Source organism: Neorhizobium sp. DAR64872/K0K18 (assembly GCF_050500175.1).
Lineage (GTDB): Bacteria > Pseudomonadota > Alphaproteobacteria > Rhizobiales > Rhizobiaceae > Neorhizobium > Neorhizobium soli.
The window spans coordinates 176,494-193,954 of the sequence record NZ_CP191445.1 but is presented as its reverse complement, the minus strand read 5'-3'; the positions used below and the strand labels follow the sequence as shown (position 1 = coordinate 193,954).

Annotated in this window: 14 protein-coding genes and 1 pseudogene; 11 read left to right on the top strand and 4 right to left on the bottom strand. The window is 59.7% G+C overall.

Translation table 11 applies throughout. The features are described 5' to 3' along the window. Positions 1-81: 81 nt before the first annotated feature. A complete protein-coding gene (locus ACQY1P_RS00905) occupies positions 82-1,599 on the bottom strand; it encodes an ABC transporter substrate-binding protein (RefSeq protein WP_430253487.1) in 1,518 nt (505 codons plus the stop codon). Between the two features lie 348 nt (positions 1,600-1,947). Here ACQY1P_RS00905 and ACQY1P_RS00900 point away from each other — a divergent pair, with 348 nt between their 5' ends. The 3 genes from ACQY1P_RS00900 to ACQY1P_RS00890 are packed head-to-tail and all read left to right on the top strand — an operon-like array spanning position 1,948 to position 5,218. Next, a complete protein-coding gene (locus ACQY1P_RS00900) occupies positions 1,948-3,144 on the top strand; it encodes a sialidase family protein (protein ID WP_430253485.1) in 1,197 nt (398 codons plus the stop codon). Beyond that, positions 3,141-4,100, top strand: coding sequence for a 4-hydroxythreonine-4-phosphate dehydrogenase PdxA (gene pdxA, locus ACQY1P_RS00895; RefSeq protein WP_062459984.1), 960 nt, complete (start codon positions 3,141-3,143; stop codon positions 4,098-4,100). Before ACQY1P_RS00900 ends, pdxA begins: the two co-directional genes overlap by 4 nt. Then, entirely contained in the window at positions 4,097-5,218 is a 1,122-nt protein-coding gene (locus tag ACQY1P_RS00890; RefSeq protein WP_430253483.1) for an iron-containing alcohol dehydrogenase, read from the top strand. Before pdxA ends, ACQY1P_RS00890 begins: the two co-directional genes overlap by 4 nt. Before the next feature lie 93 nt (positions 5,219-5,311). On the opposite strand, the gene ACQY1P_RS00885 is transcribed toward ACQY1P_RS00890, so the two are convergent. Both ACQY1P_RS00885 and ACQY1P_RS00880 read right to left on the bottom strand, forming a co-directional pair. Next, the gene (locus tag ACQY1P_RS00885) at positions 5,312-6,016 is read right to left on the bottom strand and encodes a FadR/GntR family transcriptional regulator (protein WP_113111381.1); all 705 of its coding nucleotides are present in this window, start codon (positions 6,014-6,016) and stop codon (positions 5,312-5,314) included. Between the two features lie 2 nt (positions 6,017-6,018). Continuing rightward, a complete protein-coding gene (locus tag ACQY1P_RS00880; RefSeq protein ID WP_430253481.1) occupies positions 6,019-7,047 on the bottom strand; it encodes a four-carbon acid sugar kinase family protein in 1,029 nt (342 codons plus the stop codon). A 607-nt stretch (positions 7,048-7,654) separates the two neighbouring features. On the opposite strand from ACQY1P_RS00880, the gene ACQY1P_RS00875 reads away from it, so the two are divergent. Together ACQY1P_RS00875 and ACQY1P_RS00870 are read left to right on the top strand one after the other, a co-directional pair. Then, positions 7,655-9,121: a ComEC/Rec2 family competence protein gene (locus ACQY1P_RS00875; protein ID WP_430253479.1), complete on the top strand. Its 1,467-nt coding sequence runs from the start codon at positions 7,655-7,657 to the stop codon at positions 9,119-9,121. 171 nt (positions 9,122-9,292) lie between these two features. Then, positions 9,293-10,342, top strand: a complete 1,050-nt coding sequence (locus tag ACQY1P_RS00870; protein WP_430253477.1) for a DUF2278 family protein — start codon at positions 9,293-9,295, stop codon at positions 10,340-10,342. A gap of 111 nt (positions 10,343-10,453) precedes the next feature. On the opposite strand, the pseudogene ACQY1P_RS00865 reads toward ACQY1P_RS00870, so the two are convergent. Beyond that, a pseudogene (locus ACQY1P_RS00865) lies at positions 10,454-10,745 on the bottom strand (FCD domain-containing protein); the annotation flags it as partial. A 301-nt stretch (positions 10,746-11,046) separates the two neighbouring features. Here ACQY1P_RS00865 and ACQY1P_RS00860 point away from each other — a divergent pair. The 6 genes from ACQY1P_RS00860 to ACQY1P_RS00835 all read left to right on the top strand — a co-directional run bounded on the left by ACQY1P_RS00860 (position 11,047) and on the right by ACQY1P_RS00835 (position 17,460). Then, entirely contained in the window at positions 11,047-11,817 is a 771-nt protein-coding gene (locus ACQY1P_RS00860) for a GntR family transcriptional regulator (RefSeq protein ID WP_192087449.1), read from the top strand. Between the two features lie 196 nt (positions 11,818-12,013). Then, the gene (locus ACQY1P_RS00855) at positions 12,014-13,534 is read left to right on the top strand and encodes an ABC transporter substrate-binding protein (RefSeq protein ID WP_430253475.1); all 1,521 of its coding nucleotides are present in this window, start codon (positions 12,014-12,016) and stop codon (positions 13,532-13,534) included. Between the two features lie 95 nt (positions 13,535-13,629). Next, the gene (locus ACQY1P_RS00850) at positions 13,630-14,487 is read left to right on the top strand and encodes a BtpA/SgcQ family protein (protein ID WP_174197800.1); all 858 of its coding nucleotides are present in this window, start codon (positions 13,630-13,632) and stop codon (positions 14,485-14,487) included. Between the two features lie 6 nt (positions 14,488-14,493). After that, the gene (locus tag ACQY1P_RS00845; RefSeq protein ID WP_430253473.1) at positions 14,494-15,396 is read left to right on the top strand and encodes a ribokinase; all 903 of its coding nucleotides are present in this window, start codon (positions 14,494-14,496) and stop codon (positions 15,394-15,396) included. 4 nt (positions 15,397-15,400) lie between these two features. Next, complete coding sequence (locus tag ACQY1P_RS00840) at positions 15,401-16,393, top strand: ABC transporter ATP-binding protein (protein ID WP_430253471.1); 993 nt, start codon at positions 15,401-15,403, stop codon at positions 16,391-16,393. Next, a complete protein-coding gene (locus ACQY1P_RS00835) occupies positions 16,390-17,460 on the top strand; it encodes an ABC transporter ATP-binding protein (protein ID WP_430253469.1) in 1,071 nt (356 codons plus the stop codon). The genes ACQY1P_RS00840 and ACQY1P_RS00835 overlap by 4 nt, the downstream gene beginning before the upstream one ends. The last annotated feature ends 1 nt before the right edge of the window (position 17,461 follow it).

The window sequence follows — 17,461 nt, the reverse complement described above, 5'->3', positions numbered from 1 at the left end:
CTGGAATGGACGGCGGCAGGAGCGCCGCCCATTTCACTTCGATTGGGACGATCAAAATACGTCCTCGGAGTATGGTCCGCGTTAGTTCTTGATGCCGATCTCGGAGAGCTGCAGCATCGAGTTGGTAGCAATGCTTGGCTTGAAATCGAGACGTTCGGACACGCGGGAATAACCAACCATGTGGAAGAGCAGAACGTCAGCGACGAGATCGTCGTGGACGTAGGCGATCAGCTCCGACCACAACTTTGCACGTTCATCACCAGTGGCAGCGGAGGCGCGGGACACGAGGTCATCGACCTTCGGATCGGAATAACCCGACTGGGTGCCCTTCGAGTCGTATTTGAAGAACATGGTGAAGGACGGATCACCCTTGGAATTGTCGTGCATGGCGGCAACGATCTGCGGACCGCGACCTTCCTTGAACGGCTTCGAGTAGTAAACCTCGTGCTCGGCTACTTCGACAAACCGGAGGTCGATCTTGAAGCCGACATCCTGCAACTGAGCCTGGATGGCTTCCATGATTTCCGTCACGTTCGGGAAATTGGCCGTCCGCGCGACGACGGTGATCGGCGTGTCGACTGCAACACCGTCAGCTTTTGCCTCATCGAGCAGCTTCTTCGCCTCGTCCGGATCATACGGGAAAACTTTCACATCCGGGTTCCAGCCGAGTGTCGTCGGCGGCACAAGCGCCGTTGCGAGAACCGCGTCCTGCGGCACTAGTGTGCCGATAAAGGCCTCCCGGTCGATGGCGAGGTTCAGCGCCTTGCGGACGCGGACATCATTGAGCGGCGCGATATTGCCATCGATGCGAAGATAGACGGTTTCGCTGTCGAGATAGGAGAAGTCCGTCTTCTCGTTGGTCGCTTCAACCTGCGAGATCGATGGAGCAAGGTCGGCTTCGCCGGTCTGAACCATGGCGGCGCGCACGGCCGGATCGGAACGGAAGAGATAGGTTGCCTTGGTAACGGCGGGCTTCTTGCCCCAGTAATTGTCACGCGCGTCGAGCACGATCTGCTGGCCCGGCGTCCAGTTGGACAGTTTGTACGGGCCGGTGCCGACGGGCTCGCGGATGAATTCCAGAGGCGTGCCCTCGGGAACGATGGTGACGAGCGAGAGCAACAGCGGCAGGATCGGCTGAACCGGATCGACCTTGAAATCGATGGTGGTGTCGTCGACGATCTTCACGTCGAACTTCATGCCGCCGAAGTAACGGCGGGATTCGCAGATGTTCTTGTCGCTGAAAATACGATCGAAGCTGTATTTGACGTCCTTGGCGCCGAAGGCTTTGCCGTCGGAGAATGTCACGCCCTGGCGGAGATGGAAGCGCCAGGTGCCGTCGCCGGTCTGCTCCCACTTTTCAGCAAGTCGCGGCATCACGCCCTGCTTGCCGCGCACATCGAGCTCGGTCAGCGTTTCGCTGACATTCTCCATGATGACGCGGCCGATATTGGAGCGCGTCGCCATGCAGGGCTCAAGCAGGTCGGCTTCCTCAGGCAAGACGATTTTGATGTCGCTCGACGCAGCCTGCGCCGGAGAAAAACCGGTACCAAGTGCAAGGACAGAGCACAGAAAGGCTCCAAATAGATGCGAAGTTTTCATGTCATTCTCCTCCCTCTAGCTGCGGATCGCACTGGTCAGTGCTCATCTTGCGATGGTCTCCCGACTGTGCGCTTCAGGCATTCCTCCGTGTGGCCCTGTGCGTCGGTCGGGATGCCTCCGTCCGTTTCGTCGCCATAAGCGGGCTGACGCAGACCATCTGATGTCTGACCAAGTTTGTCAAATTAATTATTCCGCTATAGGATTTGGACAAACTTTCGTGAGGATAAATCCATTTATTATCATGATGATGAGGCTGAAGAACTGGCCTCAATCTTCAAATTTCAACGTCCTTCAAACTTGACAACTTTGTTATTTTGGTGATTTTCACGGTGGCCAGAGGAGACGCCGATGACGCCTGAACAGATTGCAACCGTCATGACCGGCACGGTGAAAGCCGTCGGAAATGGACGACACGAGGCCACACTGGCTTCACCGATGATCCAGAACCACGCCTCGTTCCTGCACCTTGCCGAAGACGGCGCGCTGATCTGCGCCTGGTTCGGCGGCACGCTGGAAGGCAAGTCGGATATCTCGATCTTTGCTTCCGTTCTGGCGCCGGGGTCTGACACATGGGGCGAGCCGCAGCGGTTGAGTTTCGACCCCGCCCATTCCGAACAGAACCCGGTTCTGTTTGCGGCACCTGAAGGCGGCCTGCTCCTGTTCCACACGTCTCAGCCTTCGGGCAATCAGGACGAATGCCGTATCCGCATGGCGGAGGTAAATCGCGATGCCGGTGACGCGACCAAACTAACGGTCAGCGATGGACGCTATCTCGATTTGCCGCGCGGCTGCTTCGTTCGAGCACCGCTGACCGTTCGCGACGATGGAGCCTGGCTATTGCCGATCTTCCGCTGCATCCAGCGTCCCGGCCAGAAATGGAACGGCAGCCATGATCGCGCAGCCCTCGGCATTTCCGAAGATCACGGCAAAACCTGGCGTCTGGACGATCTCGAGCAGTCGACCGGCTGCGTCCATATGAGCCCGGTGTCCATCGGAGACAACAAATACGCCGCCGTGTTCCGCCGCAGGCAGGCCGATTTCGTCTTTCGCGCCGAGAGTGCCGACGGCGGGCGTACATGGTCCGCGCCCGAAGCGACCGACGTTCCCAACAACAATTCATCGATCGCCGCAACCCGCCTGCAGGATGGCCGTATCGCGATGATCTGCAACCCGACCAATGCGGACATGTCCGCAGACCGCCGTGCCTCGCTCTACGACGAGCTGGGTGAAGACGACGACCGACCGGATGCCAATCCGGATGGTGGGTGCGTGCCGATCTGGGGTGTGCCCCGTGCGCCGGTTGCCGTCTGCATTTCCGACGACGGAGCAAAAAGCTTCACGCAGCGGATCATCATCGAGGATGGTCCCGGCACCTGCCTGTCGAATAATTCGGTCGACGGTCACAACAAGGAAATGTCCTATCCGTCGCTGCTTGAGGGTAACGACGGTAGTCTTCATGTCGCCTACACCTATTACAGGCGCGCCATCAAATACGTTCGTCTGGCGCCAGGCTGGGCCAGTTCAGCAGCGGGAGAACAAGCATGAGCAATATCATCGGCATCACCATGGGTGACCCCTGCGGCGTCGGACCTGAAATCACGGTGCGGGCGCTGGCCGAAATGAGCGACGCGGATCGTGCGGTCACGCGCATCTATGGAAACCTGCCGACGCTGGAAGCCGCCCGCAAGGCGCTGAACGTCGAGATCGATCTTGCGGCCTATGTCGTTGACCTGCCGATCGAAGGGGCACCGCTACCCTGGGGCCAGCTTTCACCGGTCGCCGGAGATGCGGCATTCCGCTTTATCGAAAAGGCCGTGCGCGATTCCGAAGCCGGCGTGATCGGCTGCATCGTGACCGCCCCAATCAACAAGGAAGCCCTCAACCTTGCCGGCCATCATTACGACGGCCATACCGGCATGCTGCGCAGCCTGACGAAATCGGCAGCCGCCTATATGCTGCTCGCTTCGGAAAAGCTGAAGGTCATCCACGTTTCCACCCATGTTTCGCTGCAGGAAGCGATCCGCCGCGCAACCACGGAACGGGTGCTGGCCACCATCAAGGCCGGCAACAATCACCTGAAGCGCACCGGTTACGAGCGTCCACGCATCGCGGTCGCGGGTATCAATCCGCACTGCGGTGAAAACGGCCTGTTCGGCACCGAGGATGACGACCAGATCGCGCCGGCCGTGGCTGCCGCCCGCGCCGAAGGCATCGACGCCTATGGCCCGATCTCGGCAGACACCGTGTTCCACCGTGCCTATTCCGGCGGCTTCGACTTGGTCGTCGCGCAATACCACGATCAGGGCCATATCCCGATCAAGCTCGTCGCTTTCGATACGGCCGTAAACGTCTCCGTCGATCTTACCATCGACCGCACGTCCGTCGACCACGGCACAGCCTTTGACATCGCCGGCAAGGGCATCGCCAACCACGGCAACATGCTGTCGGCCATCGCCTATGCCCGCAAACTGGTAGCCGGCGGCAAGGGAGAGCAGACATGAGCAGCGCTCCATTAATCGTCTTGCATCAACCAAAACGACTTGTCATCGGCGCCGGTAGCGTCGGCGAGGTCAGCATCTGGGCTGGAGCGGTTTCCTCCACGCTGGTAATCGCAACACCGATTACAGCCGGCTTCATCGACCGACTGAAACTGCCGGGCAAGGTTACCCTGTTCGACGCCATTCCAGGCGAGCCGGAGATCGAAACGCTTGATGCCGCACTGGCGGCAGCGCGCGCCGCAAAGCCGGATCTCGTCGTCGGCCTCGGCGGCGGTTCCGTCATGGACGTCGCCAAGCTTGTCGCGGCCCTTTGGGATAGCGAGCAGACCCTGTCCGATGTCGCAGGACCCAACAAAGTGGCGGGGCGCAGCACGCGCCTGGCGCAGGTTGCCACCACGGCTGGAACAGGCTCCGAAGCCGGCATCCGCTCGCTGATCACCGATCCCGTAAAGGGCGCGAAGATTGCCGTCGAATCCCCTCACCTGATCGCCGATCTTGCAGTGCTAGACCCGGAACTCACCTACTCGGTTCCGCCGGCGGTCACCGCTGCAACCGGAGTCGATGCGATGGCGCATTGCGTCGAGGCCTTCACCAGCAAGCGTTCGCATCCGATGATCGACGGTTTTGCGCGCATGGGCATTCACCTCGTCGGCAAGTTCTTGGGCCGCGCGGTCAAGGACGGCGCAGATCGTGAGGCCCGCGAAGGGCTGATGCTGGCGTCCTATTACGGCGGCATCTGCCTCGGGCCTGTCAATACCGCGGCAGGCCATGCCATCGCCTATCCGCTCGGCACGCTGCTGCATCTGCCGCATGGACTGGCCAATGCCATCGTGTTTCCCCACGTCTTGGCGTTCAACGCGCCAGTGGCAAAGGACAAGACTGCGGAAGTAGCACAGGCGCTGGGGCTAGGCCAAAATCTCTCGCAGGCCGACCTGTCCGCGCAGGCCTATGGCTTCTGTGCTGATCTCGGCATCGAGATGTCATTGGCAAAACATGGCGCGACCGAAGCCGATCTTCCGCGCTTTGCCGCAGATGCGCATGCCATCCGTCGCCTCATGGACAACAACCCGGCCGATATGAGCGTGGATGACGTTCTGGCGATCTATCGCGCGAGCTTCTGAGAACCTCGCTCCAGTGAAAAAGGCGGTGCCGCCAAGCACCGCCTTTTGCGTACTATACCGAAGTCAAATCGCTCGCGATCCTCAAGATCGAGCCTACAGATGCGACGACTGAAAGAGCCTCTCCCGCGACCCCTTCAGATGCTCGAACATCAGACGGCGCGCTTCTTCCTCATTGCTGTTGGCGATCGCTGTTGCAATGGCCTCATGCTCGCCAAACACGCGCGACAGGCCGGACGCTTCGCGCTTGATCGAGGCGCCGTGGAATTTCATGCCGACGGCAATATGATCCTTCAGGGCCTCCATGGCGGTGGTAAAATAATTGTTCTGCGCGGCGCGGGCGATGGCGAGGTGGAACTGAAAGTCGGCATCCTCGCGGTGTGACTGGCGGTTCGTGGCATCGCGCAGCAGTTCCAGCGCCTGGCGGATCGCCTTCAGACTGTCGGCATCGTGACGGGCGGCAGCGGCAGCGGCGGCAGCCGGCTCCATCGTCAGGCGAAACTCGTAACAGTTGAGAAGGTCGGCTACGTTTTCCAGCTGGCCGAAACCGAGCGGATTGCGAAGCCCGACCGAGCGGACGAAACTGCCGGCACCACGCCGCGAATAGATCAGGCTCTGGTCGCGCAGGCGTTTCAGCGCTTCGCGGATGACGGGTCGGGAAACCTCGAATTCGGCGGCCAGATCGTGTTCCGTCGGCAGGCGCTCGTCGGGCTTGTAGGCACCGGACTTGATTGCGCGCAGCATCCGCTCGAACACGATATCCGCAAGGCCCTTGCGGGCGGTTCCCGTTTCCAGTCCCATCGTCAACCTGCCTTTCGCAGGACCATGTCTGCAATTTGCTTCAACGTATGGGGATGACCGAAGCCACCCGATTTTGCAATAATGCAGCGCCCTTGTGCCGACGCAAGACCAAGACCCGGCAGGCATTCGCCATGCAGACGCAGCCTCGACAGGCCCAGCCGACGCAGCACCGCCTCGGCCGTCGCTCCACCGGAGAGAAGCAGCGTTCCGTCGTAACCGGCAAGGTTCTCGTGCACGCCGTCAGCCAGAGCTTCCGCCACAAGCTGCGCATCGACCTTTTCCTCACCCGGCGTCGCGTGCACCAGCGTCAGATCAGGTCTTGTCCCACTTTCCGCGTCCAGCCGGCCGTTCGGCGCAGGCAGATATGTCAGGCTGTGGCCGTTGCGCAGGGCATCGATCTGCGCAAGCGTGATCGGATCGCGCGATCCGATGACAAATGTGATCGGACCGGACGGGATGGTCGCTGCCTGCGCATCGACCTTGTTCGTCATGCGACGGGCGAGCGCTTCTGCAAGACCGCGAGCGCCGATCAGCAGATCGGTCCCGTTGTGTTCAGCGACGTCGAGCGCAACGTCCATGTCGGCGGCTGAGCTAGCGTCAGGGATATGGGCACGAGCTGTGTGCGCACCGAGCCTGTCGGCGATCACGATCGGAGCGTCGATACCGAAGCCTGTGACACATCCGTTCGCAACGACCCGACCGAACTCTGGTATCCCGGGCGCAACGAGGGCATGGGTGAAAGGGATGGCGTCCAGTTCGGCAACGATATTCCCCTTGAGGCGGGAATCGACCTTCTTGAACAGCCGCATTCCCGGCGGCAGCAAGGCGATTGTCGCAGCCGTGGCGGCACGTGCTTCGCCGGCACTTGTTTCGCGGGTGTTGAGGTTGATGGACAGAACGTCGGGGCGATCGGCGACGATCCTAGTAATTGAATCAAGGTTGAGCGCCACGTCGGTGCGAATACCTCGCCCGGCAAAAGGCGCCGCCGAGTCGAGCGCACCGGTCAGGTCGTCCGCAAGAATGACTAACATACGCCTCCACCTACTTATGTTGTAAGCTTTATACCACGGAAAAGTGCTTATAAGTCAACATGGGTATGGAGTGAAATGACAAATGTATGGCCACCGTCGACCGCGACGTGACTGGGCCAGCTGACGCGCTGCTCGACTTTTTCGTCGACATTGCGAATCTTGGCGAGCGTCTTCGTCCGGAGCATTCCTACAGCCTCAGCTTGCTATCTGTCGCACAGGATTGCCAGATCGAGGCAGGCTTGGATCGCGTCCATTCGAGACACGGTCGATCGGTTTAGGAGCCGTCAGCCGTCACGCGGCTGCTTTACATAACACTGATGCTCCTGGCTGACTGCCCGCCTCAGCAGGACACCGAGAGAGCATGGTGCGCGATCCGCCACCCAACAAGGCAAGCGCAAACCGCTGCGATCAGCACTAAAGGCCTATGCTTCGCATCTTTGACGGAGTTCAGTCACTCTTTTCACATGGCATTGATAAATACAATATTCTTGAACCTTATGAATAATTGATGACTGCTTTTGGCCGATTTTAATCTTAGACTCTAGTTGACTCGATAGAATACTAATCTAAACTTTTGTTTCTGATCGTTCTCTGTGGAGGAGTTTTGATGCAATATCTTGATGACGACATCGTAAATCTTCGGCGACCCGACGGTTCGGAAGCCCAGTACTACTGGGGTGATGGCTGCAATGTCCTGTCTGAGCCAGAGGGCAAAAAAGAGGTTGAGATCGTCGGTCTCCGGGGAGTTGTAGACCGAGGATTTATCGATGGGCGGGCTCGACTTCGGTCGGATGCATTGCTCCGTCTGTCGATGGTCGACGTCCAGCAAGGCGATGGCCTGATCATCGAAACGCCGAGCGGTAAAGTGATCTTCATCGACGGCGGCGACAACCAGCTCTTTGCTCGGCATGCCAATGCGCGATTTCCGAAAACAAGCGATGACGATCCACTGATTGTCGATCTCATTCTCATCACGCACGGTGACGCCGACCATTTTGATGGCCTTACCGAACTGCGAAAGTCGGAAACCGATACGAGACCTCAAAAGCGGATATTTGTCGCCCCGAAGCGGATTTTTCACAATGGCATCGTGAAACGCCCGCTGAAGAAGCTTACCGGCGAACGCCGAAAAGAAACCGAGATGTTCGGCAGGACCGTAGAGGCAGATGGAAGGGTATTCATTGTCGACCTCGTGGACGATCAAGCTACCGTCCCGGAAGTTGACAGAAACGGGAAGTTCAACACTTGGGTCGAGACCCTCGAAGCGTGGGGATCACGCGTCGAACGCGCAACCGGGAAGCCGATTGAGAAGCGGCGTCTTGATCACACAAGTGTAGGTGCCTTCGACTTTCTCGCCGCCGACAATATCTCGGTGGAGCTTCTTGGCCCCATTACCGATATTATCGACAAGGATGTCGGCTTGCGGTTTTTGGGTGAACCACCGGACGATGCAAATCTCATGTTAGGGACTGTCGCCGCCAAGGTTGGCTCTCCCTCCGCGTCTCATACGATCAACGGACATTCGATCAACTTCCGTCTCCGCTACGGCAACGTTCGGTTTCTTTTTACCGGCGACATGAACCAGGAGGCCGGGCAACGGTTGCGAGAGGCGCTACCCGGTGCAGCCGTCCGCGCGGAAATCCTGAAGGCGCCTCACCATGGGTCCGCCGACTTCGACATGGAGTTTCTCAAGGAGGTCTCTCCGGTCGTGTCGTTGATTTCGTCAGGAGACGAGAGCGAAGCTAAGGAATACATTCACCCACGCGCCACTCTTATAGCAGCTCTTGGAAAAGCCGGGCGAACAACACCTTCCATCATATTCTGCACTGAGCTCGCGGCTTTTTTCAAGGTCCTTGGCTCTGTGAATGACCCCAAGGATGCCGCGAGGAAGGTGTTCGCTTTTGAGCGAACCAATTTCGGTATCTCTCACGTTAGGACAGATGGTGAGCGGGTGCTCGCTTTCACTCACTCAGGCAAGAAACTTATGAACGAGGCGTATCGATTTACGGTCTCGGCCACAGGCGAGATTTCGTTCGCAGCAAAAGCCGTGAGGCGGGCGGCGCCAAAGCTTTAGGCTAAACTGCCGCAGGCACGCGGCGCGTTGGCTTGCCCTGTCATTTTGACTGATCCACTCGCAAACGGAGGACGTCAGACTTTACAGAAACTGTCGTTCTCAAGCCGATCAACCAACCTGCAATTGTCACGACACTGCTATTCGATGAATTCTAACTGTGGGAGCCCTGACATGCCGCTGAAAAACTACGCCGTCCTGAAGGGACGTCCGACGAACAACCGCCTCGCAACAGGCGCAAATCCCCACTATCAGGTTTTGGTATCCGAAAACGGAACCATGCATCGCATTGCGATCAATGTCAGATCACAGGACGGGAGCGAAGTACAGTTCTTGGTCCGCTCGGCCTTTGAGCATCCGATCACGGAAAAGATTGCGGCGTTGTCCGAGGGGCTTCACCGCGCAGCAAGCGTTCCAGATGGCATCGCTCTCGACTTCATTCGGAGCAATCTCATGCAGCCTTGGGAGCTAAAGCCCTTGCCGCTTTCAGCCACAGGGCCAGACAACGACCTGAACGAAAAGATCGACGCTTATGTGCAGCGCGCCATGTCCGATGAAGAGTCTTGGATCTATGCATTTGGCGAAACCTGGGGTCCAGAACCCGACAAAGCGGACAAGTATTTCGGTTTCAAGCCAGGTCGCGGCATTCATGATATCCATATGAACCAGGGTAACCCGCCCGGTAAATTCGCGAGCGACAACGGCAGATTCCAAGATGGTGCGCTGATTTTCGAATTCCCGAACGAAAACCAGTGGGTGGCGATCTTCCTCAAGTTTCAGACGCAAGCTTGGCATTCCGACGACGATAGCGCCGATCCGATCGTCCCGGCCAATCCAGATCACGATGGTGAGCCACATACGCCGGTAGATCGCGACCGAATTCCGCCGTTTGACGTTCCTGATGGACTGGTGCGGATCATCGCAGCACTTGTCAACGACGTGCGCACCCCCGAACGCGAGACCGTCACCCTACTGAATACGGCCGACGTTGCCGTTCAGCTCGATGGATGGATGATCAAGGATAAGCAGAAGAATACGATGACGCTGTCCGGCACGATCGCTGCTGGCGCGACCATGAGCATCGAGATCAAGTCACCAGCCGCTTTGTCTAACAAGGGAGGGATCATAACTCTGTTGAACGTCGATGGCGTCAAGGTGCATGGCGTTTCATACACCAAGGGTCAGGCGCGCCAACCTGGGCGAACCATTCCATTTCAGCCGTGACCAAACTTTACCACAGAGAAGCGCTATCGCGACATCCGCTTCCGAGCCTTCAAGTTGAACGGACGAGAACCATCGACCTGCCGTCAGAACATCCGTCCCTTTATGGTCTTGCTATCGCGTGTACGATGCCCTCGACCGTCCAAGGTGCGTAAGGACCGCACCGCCAACATCCTTAGCCGCCAGTCGATGGAGGCTCTTCATGCTCAACCAGCGTGAATTTCTCCTTGCCGGTCCAGATGAGCACGTCCGTGTAATAGGTCATCAGCCATGCCAGCATCGCTTCACTGACTGCAATTAAGATCGGGTTTCCGGTGATCTGCGCGATGCGCGTGTGAAACTGCATATCTGCTGCGATAAACTCCTCGGCTTTTCCCATGGATCGGCGTTGGTGTTCGATGATGTCAGAGTTCAGCGCTTTTGAATGTGAGGAAGCTGGCGATGGTGGAAGAGCAACGCTCGCTCCGTTTGCGACGGGACGGCTTATGTTGACGAGCCGTCCTGCCGCCCCGACTTGACCTTACCCCAAGATGGAGGGCTCCAAGGCGGTGGAGCACTCGACCACGAACATACTTACCGCGTTGGAGGGACCGCACTTCGACGGCCACCTCGGCACCGTCCATCGGCGAGCGCTGTTCAATAATACTCAACTCGCCCAAAAACTAAGCGCACAGCAAATTGCTCAAAAATAGCCTTGACGAAATGTCATGACGTTATACTCTATCGCCATGAGCTGGAATGATACCGATCTTGAAGAAAGCCCGATACCACGCTGGTCGCAGATTGCGGACCGGTTGCGGACGGACATCGAGAGCGGCAGTTTCAAGCCTGGCGATGTTCTGCCGGGGGAAGCGGAGATCAACAAGCGCTTCGGTGTCAGCCGGAGTACCTCACGGGCAGCTCTGGACTATCTGGAAACCGAAGGTCTCATCAAGCGACGCTCCGGCGTCGGGTCGATCGTCATCGAACCGCGTGTCGAGCGTCCGTTGAACCAGATCTCCTCGTTTTCGGAAGACATGCGTCGGCGCGGTCTGACACCCGGCTATCGAACACGATCCGTCAAGGTCGTGTCCGCCAGTGCGGCAATCGCTTTGGAGCTACAACTCCAGCCCGGCGACGACGTGGTGGAGATCGACAGGACGATGCTGGCGGACGGCATGCCGCTTGCAACCTCGATCACATATCTGCGCCCGCAACTGTTCAAGAAGTCGGGTATTCCGACGATCGAGGAACTGGATAGCGGCTCGCTTTACGAAAGACTGCGGCGCGACGACATCGTTTTCGCCGGTGGCGACGAACGCATCGAAGCCGCAATGGCCGACACCATGACGGCCCGCATCCTCAACGTCCGGCAGCCGGCGGTCGTGCTGATCTGCCACCGAACCTCCTGGATGCCCGACAGGCAGCCAGTGGAATACGTCGTTCTGCACTATCTCGCAGAACGCTACAGCTTCCACGTGAAGCTCATCAAAGCCTGACAGCTCGAAAGGCTGATCGCAACACAGGAGCCCGCGGCTTGGTCGGGGGCTCTGCCGGCTATCCGTGCCGTTTCGGCAGCCGTCGATACTCACAACATTCGTATCCATCTGTCCCGACGGGCTTCCCGGCGCAGGACAGGTGCGTCCCGAAGAATACTGAACACAGGACAACAATAATAATCGCCAGAGAAGGAACATGACGTTGACGACTATACGCAGCTCGTTTCTGGGCCTAGCAGCCCTCTCCCTGTCTCTTTTGCCCGTCGCAGCTTCCGCTCAGACGCCCGAAAAAGGCGGCACGCTGAACATCGGCGTCGTCTCGGATCCCGTGACGCTGGATCCCGCCTTCTTCGCCTCCTATTTCGAGCTTTACGAGCAATACCTGATTTACGAACCCCTGCTGACCATGACGCCGGATCTCAAGGTCGTCCCGGGCATTGCCAGTTACAAACAGGTCGATGACCTCACCTACACGTTCGAGATCAAGCCGGGCGTGACGTTCCAGGACGGAACCCCTTACGACGCTGCAGCCGCGAAGTTCAATCTCGACCGCATGCTGGACCAAAAGACCGGTTCGCCACGTCGTTCGGATCTCGGCCCGATCGCATCGGTTGAGGTTACGGGGCCGCTTGCTTTCACCGTCAAGTTCTCTCAGCCCTACGCGCAATTTCCCTTGGTGATGACGAACCGTGCGGGCCTTTTCGTCTCGCCGACCGCGCTGCAGAAACTCGGTCCTGATTTCGCGACCAAGGGGGTTGGTGCCGGACCTTTCAAGCTCGATAGCTGGACCAAAAACGGTCAGATGGTGCTCTCTGCCTTCGACGGCTATCACAAGGGACGTGCCCCCCTCGACAAGGTCATCATTCGACCAATCCCTGACGAAACGCTGCGCACGGCCGGCCTGAAAAGTGGCGATCTCCAACTGGTCGACATCGTCCCGCCGCAGAGCCTGGCGCAGATCAAGACCGATCCATCTGTCAATGTGGCCGACATTCCGGGCCTCGGCTTCAATGCCTTCTCGATCAACAATACCAAGCCCCCCTTCAACGATATGAAGGTCCGTCAGGCGCTGCTGTATTCCGTCGACAAGGACGTCGTGAACAAGGTGGCCTACTTCAATACGGGTTCGTCTGCCTTTGGCCCCGTTCCACCACCGATCACCTGGGCGTTCGATCCGAACTTCAAGCCCTACAAGCGTGACGTTGCAAAGGCCAAACAACTGCTAGCCGAGGCCGGCCATCCGGACGGTGTGCCGTTCGCGATCACCGTCGTCGCCTCGCCCCTGCAGCTCCGCGTCGCACAGATCATCCAGGCGCAGGCGCAGGAAGCCGGCTTCAAGGTCTCGGTTCGTCAGGTTGACGCGACAAGCCTGATCTCGGTCCTTCAGAAGAAGGACTTTGATATCTCCTGGTCGCCCTGGACCGGTCGCCCGGACCCGGATGGCAACATGTACAACTGGTTCACCAAAGGCGGTCCGAACAACTTCTCGGGCTACAGCAATGATGACGTCGACAGCCTGATGAAAAAGGCCCGTGTCAGCGCCGACCAGTCCGAACGCGCTACGATGTACAGGCAGGCACAGCAGATGATTTCCGACGACGCCGGAATGCTGTTCCTGCATTTTGACTCGACGCTGCAGGGCTCGACCAAGAAGCTTCACTGGACCCCTTACCCGGACACCGCCTTCCGCCTCGGAGACGCGTGGCTGCAGAAGTGATCCCTCCCGCTCTCCTTTAACTTCACGACACACCGTCGCGCGCCCTGCTGCGTCGCGACGGTGCCAAAAGACTGCAAAAGCAAAAAGGCAACCAGATGAGTGATACACCAAAGGCAAAACCGGTCTTCCGCGTGAAGCCAAATGCCATCGAGCAGATTTTCGGCCGCCGCAAGGCCGTCATCGGCGTGATCCATTCCCTCGCTCTTCCAGGCTCACCGGATTATGACGGTCAGCCGATGTCCGAGATTGTCGATTTTGCCGTTGCCGAGGCAGAGCGTTACAAGACCGGCGGCGTCGATGGACTGATCGTCGAGAACCACGGCGACATCCCGTTCGCCAAGCCGAACAATCTCGGCCCGGAAACCGCCGCTTCGATGGCTGTCATGACTGATGCGGTGCGTCGCGCAACCGGCATCCCGGTCGGCGTCAATGTTCTGGCCAACGGCGCGATCCAGGCGATCGCCGTCGCCAAGGCCGCTGGCGCCGCCTTCGTGCGCGTCAACCAGTGGTCCAATGCCTATGTCGCAAACGAAGGCCTGATGGACGGACCTGCCGGCGAAGCTGCGCGCTACCGTGCGTACCTCCGCGCCCGCGACATCAAGATCTTCGCCGACGTGCACGTCAAGCACGGCGCCCATGCGATCACCGGCGACCGCACCATCCAGGAACTTGCCCGCGACAACGAATTCTTCGACGCCGACGTAGCGATCGCCACAGGCCAGCGCACCGGCGATTCCGCCACCATGGAAGAGCTCCAGACCATCGATAGCGGCACGTCGCTTCCCGTCGCCGTCGGCTCCGGCGTCACGCCAGACAATGTCGGCGATATATTTTCGGTCGCAGACGCCGTCATCGTCGCAAGCTACCTGAAACGCGATGGCGTCTGGTGGAACCCGGTCGATCCCGAGCGCCTGAACGTCTTTATGCAGGCCGTCAAGAAGGCAAGGAGCTGACCGCGCGTGGCTAAGGTCCTTGTACTCGGCAATGCCGGGCTCGATATCAGCCTGCAGATGCCACGCCTGCCCGAGCGGGGCGAAACTCTGCTCGGCGACGGTGCCATGCGTGCGCCTGGCGGCAAGGGCCTTAATCAGGCGGTCGTTGCCGCCCGCGCGGGGGCCGATACGCGCTTTGCCGGCCCGATCGGCAATGACGGCATGGGCGAGGAGATCATCCGAATCCTCGGTGCCGAACAAAACCTGGTCTTCGAACCGCAGCGGTCGGAAGGCTCAAGCGATTTTTCGCTCCTGATGGTCTTGCCCGATGGCGAAAACAGCATCGTCACCGCCGGCGCCTGTGCCGCCGCCTTCTCTCAAGAAGCCGCGTCCCGCTTCGCCGCCAAGACTGAGGCAGGCGATCTCTTCCTTGCCCAGGGAAATCTGACGCAGGAGACGACACTTGCCGGGTTCAAGGCCGCACGCGACCGCGGCGCCTATACGGTCTTCAACCCGGCCCCGATCTGGTGGGATGCCACGCCGCTGCTTGCCCATTGCGATATTCTTGTTATCAACCGTGGTGAAGCCGAGGCCATCAGTGGCCTGAATGATCCAATCGCTGCGGCCGCAAGGCTTCACGAACGAGGCGCAAAAACCACCATCATCACGCTCGGTGGCGACGGCTGTCTGGTGCACTCGAGCGGCACCACTCGGCACCACGAAGCGATTGCCGTCAAGGTCAGGGACACGACCGGCTGCGGCGACACGTTTTGCGGCGCGCTGTGCGCGACCCTCTCGCTCGGCCATTCGTTGGAGAAGGCGATCGCCTATGCCCAATCTGCTGCATCCATCACGGCCACGCGTCCCGGCGCCTTCCGCGCACTGCCCAGCCCTGCCGAACTCTCCGCCCTTTGCAAAACGGAGGCCTGACGTGATGGCGCAAACAGAACAGAACCTTCTTCTGGACATCGATCGCATGTCCGTGGCCCTCGGTCCGCCGGGCAAGCGAGTTCGGATCGTGAGGGATGTTTCGCTGGAAATTGCCCCTGGCCGCATCACTTGCGTTGTCGGAGAGTCAGGATCCGGCAAGAGCGTTTTCGCCATGTCGCTGATGCGGCTCATGTCGGACGATATTTCGGAAATGACGGCAGAGAAGGCGCTGTTCGAAGGCAACGATCTCAAGACACTCACCGAACGCCACATGCTCAAGCTGCGCGGCAGCCGCATGGCGATGATCTTTCAGGAGCCGATGACCAGTCTCAATCCGGTCTTTACAATCGGGGACCAGATTGCCGAGGCGGTCCAACTTCATCAGAACGTATCTGCTGCCGAAGCCCGGGAAAAAGCGCTCGCGGCTTTGCAGAGCGTTCATATTCCTGCCGCCGAGCGCAGGCTCGATGCCTATCCACACGAGCTGTCAGGCGGCATGCGCCAGCGCGTGATGATCGCCATGGCGCTGGCCTGCGAACCGTCGCTGCTGATCGCCGACGAGCCGACGACGGCGCTCGACGTGACCATTCAGGCGCAGATCCTTGCCTTGCTGATGGAGCTTCGGGAGCGCTCCGGCATGGGCATCCTGTTCATCACCCACAATCTTGGCGTGGTTTCGGAAATCGCCGACGACGTGGCGGTCATGTATGCCGGCCGCATCGTCGAAAGGGCGCCGGCCGCCTCTCTGTTTACCGATGCCCAGCACCCTTATACGCTCGCCCTCCTGGCAGCGATGCCGCATCTGGGCGCGACGGTGGAACGCCTCGAGCCTATCCTCGGCCGCATGCCGCCGCCCTGGGAGGAGGAGCTCGGCTGCCGTTTCGCGCCGCGCTGTCCGTTTGCGGCACCCGAATGCGCCAAGCTCCCGCCACTGCGCGAGATTGGCGTCGACCACCATGTCGCCTGCTGGCGCGCGCCCGTGGAGGACCTGGCATGACGCCACTGCTCGCCGCCGAAAATTTGGTGAAATCGTTTTCCGTCTCCACCGGCTGGGGAAAGCCCAAGCGCTTTTATGCGGTCGACACTGTCAGCATTTCGGTCGAGCGTGGCCGCACGCTTGCGGTCGTCGGTGAATCCGGCTGCGGCAAGAGCACGGTCGGCTCCCTGCTGCTGCGCCTTCAGGATCCCGACAGCGGCAGCATCCGTCTCGACGGCGAGGATGCCATGGCTCTCGACAGCAATGGCCTTCGCCGCTTTCGTCGGCGGGTTCAGGTCGTCTTTCAGGATCCCTTTGCATCGCTCGATCCTCGCGAACGCATTCGCGAGGTCCTGGTCCGCCCCATGCTGCTGCATCGGCTTTGCGACAGGCCGGAAGCATTGAAGCGCGCCGCCGCCCTGATGGAAGCGGTCGGTCTGTCCGCTGAACAGCTGGACCGCTTCCCTCACCAGTTTTCCGGCGGCCAGAGGCAGCGCATCGCGATCGCCCGGGCGCTGTCGGTGCAGCCGGATCTGATTATCTGCGATGAGCCGGTGTCAGCGCTGGATGTTTCCGTGCAAGCGCAGGTCGTCAACCTTCTGCAGGACCTGCAGCGCGATACCGGCGTCGCCTTCATCTTCATCTCGCACGATCTCGCCGTCGTTCGCCATCTGGCCCACGATGTCGCGGTCATGTATTCGGGCCGGATCGTCGAGCAGGCGCCGACCCGCGAACTCTTCGACAATCCCAAGCATCCCTATACCCGGGCGCTTCTGGCCGCCGCACCCCGCGTCGAGATCCAGAGAAAATCGCATGTGCTTCTGACAGGCGAGCCACCCGATCCGACCAACCGCATCGCCGGTTGCCGGTTCGCCGCGCGCTGTCCCTATGTGCAGGACCGATGCACGCAGGAGGAGCCGCCACTCGTGCCGGTGGATGCGGCCCACCTGTCGGCCTGTTTCTTCGCCACGACGCTTCCGCAGGTCGAGACGCTCCCAGACACCCTGCCGGGCACATCCGCCTCTGCCCGCATGGCCGCCTATCGCCGCGCCCGTGACCGCCAAACGCAACAGGTTGAGGAGATCTGAC

What these genes read in the sequence shown, in the direction of transcription:
- ACQY1P_RS00890 (WP_430253483.1), top strand. Translation starts at nt 4,097, where the DNA reads ATGAGCAGCGCTCCATTAATCGTCTTGCATCAACCAAAACGACTTGTC.
- ACQY1P_RS00880 (WP_430253481.1), bottom strand. Translation starts at nt 7,047, where the DNA reads ATGTTAGTCATTCTTGCGGACGACCTGACCGGTGCGCTCGACTCGGCG.
- ACQY1P_RS00900 (WP_430253485.1), top strand. Translation starts at nt 1,948, where the DNA reads ATGACGCCTGAACAGATTGCAACCGTCATGACCGGCACGGTGAAAGCC.
- ACQY1P_RS00860 (WP_192087449.1), top strand. Translation starts at nt 11,047, where the DNA reads ATGACGTTATACTCTATCGCCATGAGCTGGAATGATACCGATCTTGAA.
- pdxA (WP_062459984.1), top strand. Translation starts at nt 3,141, where the DNA reads ATGAGCAATATCATCGGCATCACCATGGGTGACCCCTGCGGCGTCGGA.
- ACQY1P_RS00855 (WP_430253475.1), top strand. Translation starts at nt 12,014, where the DNA reads ATGACGTTGACGACTATACGCAGCTCGTTTCTGGGCCTAGCAGCCCTC.
- ACQY1P_RS00840 (WP_430253471.1), top strand. Translation starts at nt 15,401, where the DNA reads ATGGCGCAAACAGAACAGAACCTTCTTCTGGACATCGATCGCATGTCC.
- ACQY1P_RS00870 (WP_430253477.1), top strand. Translation starts at nt 9,293, where the DNA reads ATGCCGCTGAAAAACTACGCCGTCCTGAAGGGACGTCCGACGAACAAC.
- ACQY1P_RS00905 (WP_430253487.1), bottom strand. Translation starts at nt 1,599, where the DNA reads ATGAAAACTTCGCATCTATTTGGAGCCTTTCTGTGCTCTGTCCTTGCA.
- ACQY1P_RS00850 (WP_174197800.1), top strand. Translation starts at nt 13,630, where the DNA reads ATGAGTGATACACCAAAGGCAAAACCGGTCTTCCGCGTGAAGCCAAAT.
- ACQY1P_RS00835 (WP_430253469.1), top strand. Translation starts at nt 16,390, where the DNA reads ATGACGCCACTGCTCGCCGCCGAAAATTTGGTGAAATCGTTTTCCGTC.
- ACQY1P_RS00885 (WP_113111381.1), bottom strand. Translation starts at nt 6,016, where the DNA reads ATGGGACTGGAAACGGGAACCGCCCGCAAGGGCCTTGCGGATATCGTG.
- ACQY1P_RS00875 (WP_430253479.1), top strand. Translation starts at nt 7,655, where the DNA reads ATGCAATATCTTGATGACGACATCGTAAATCTTCGGCGACCCGACGGT.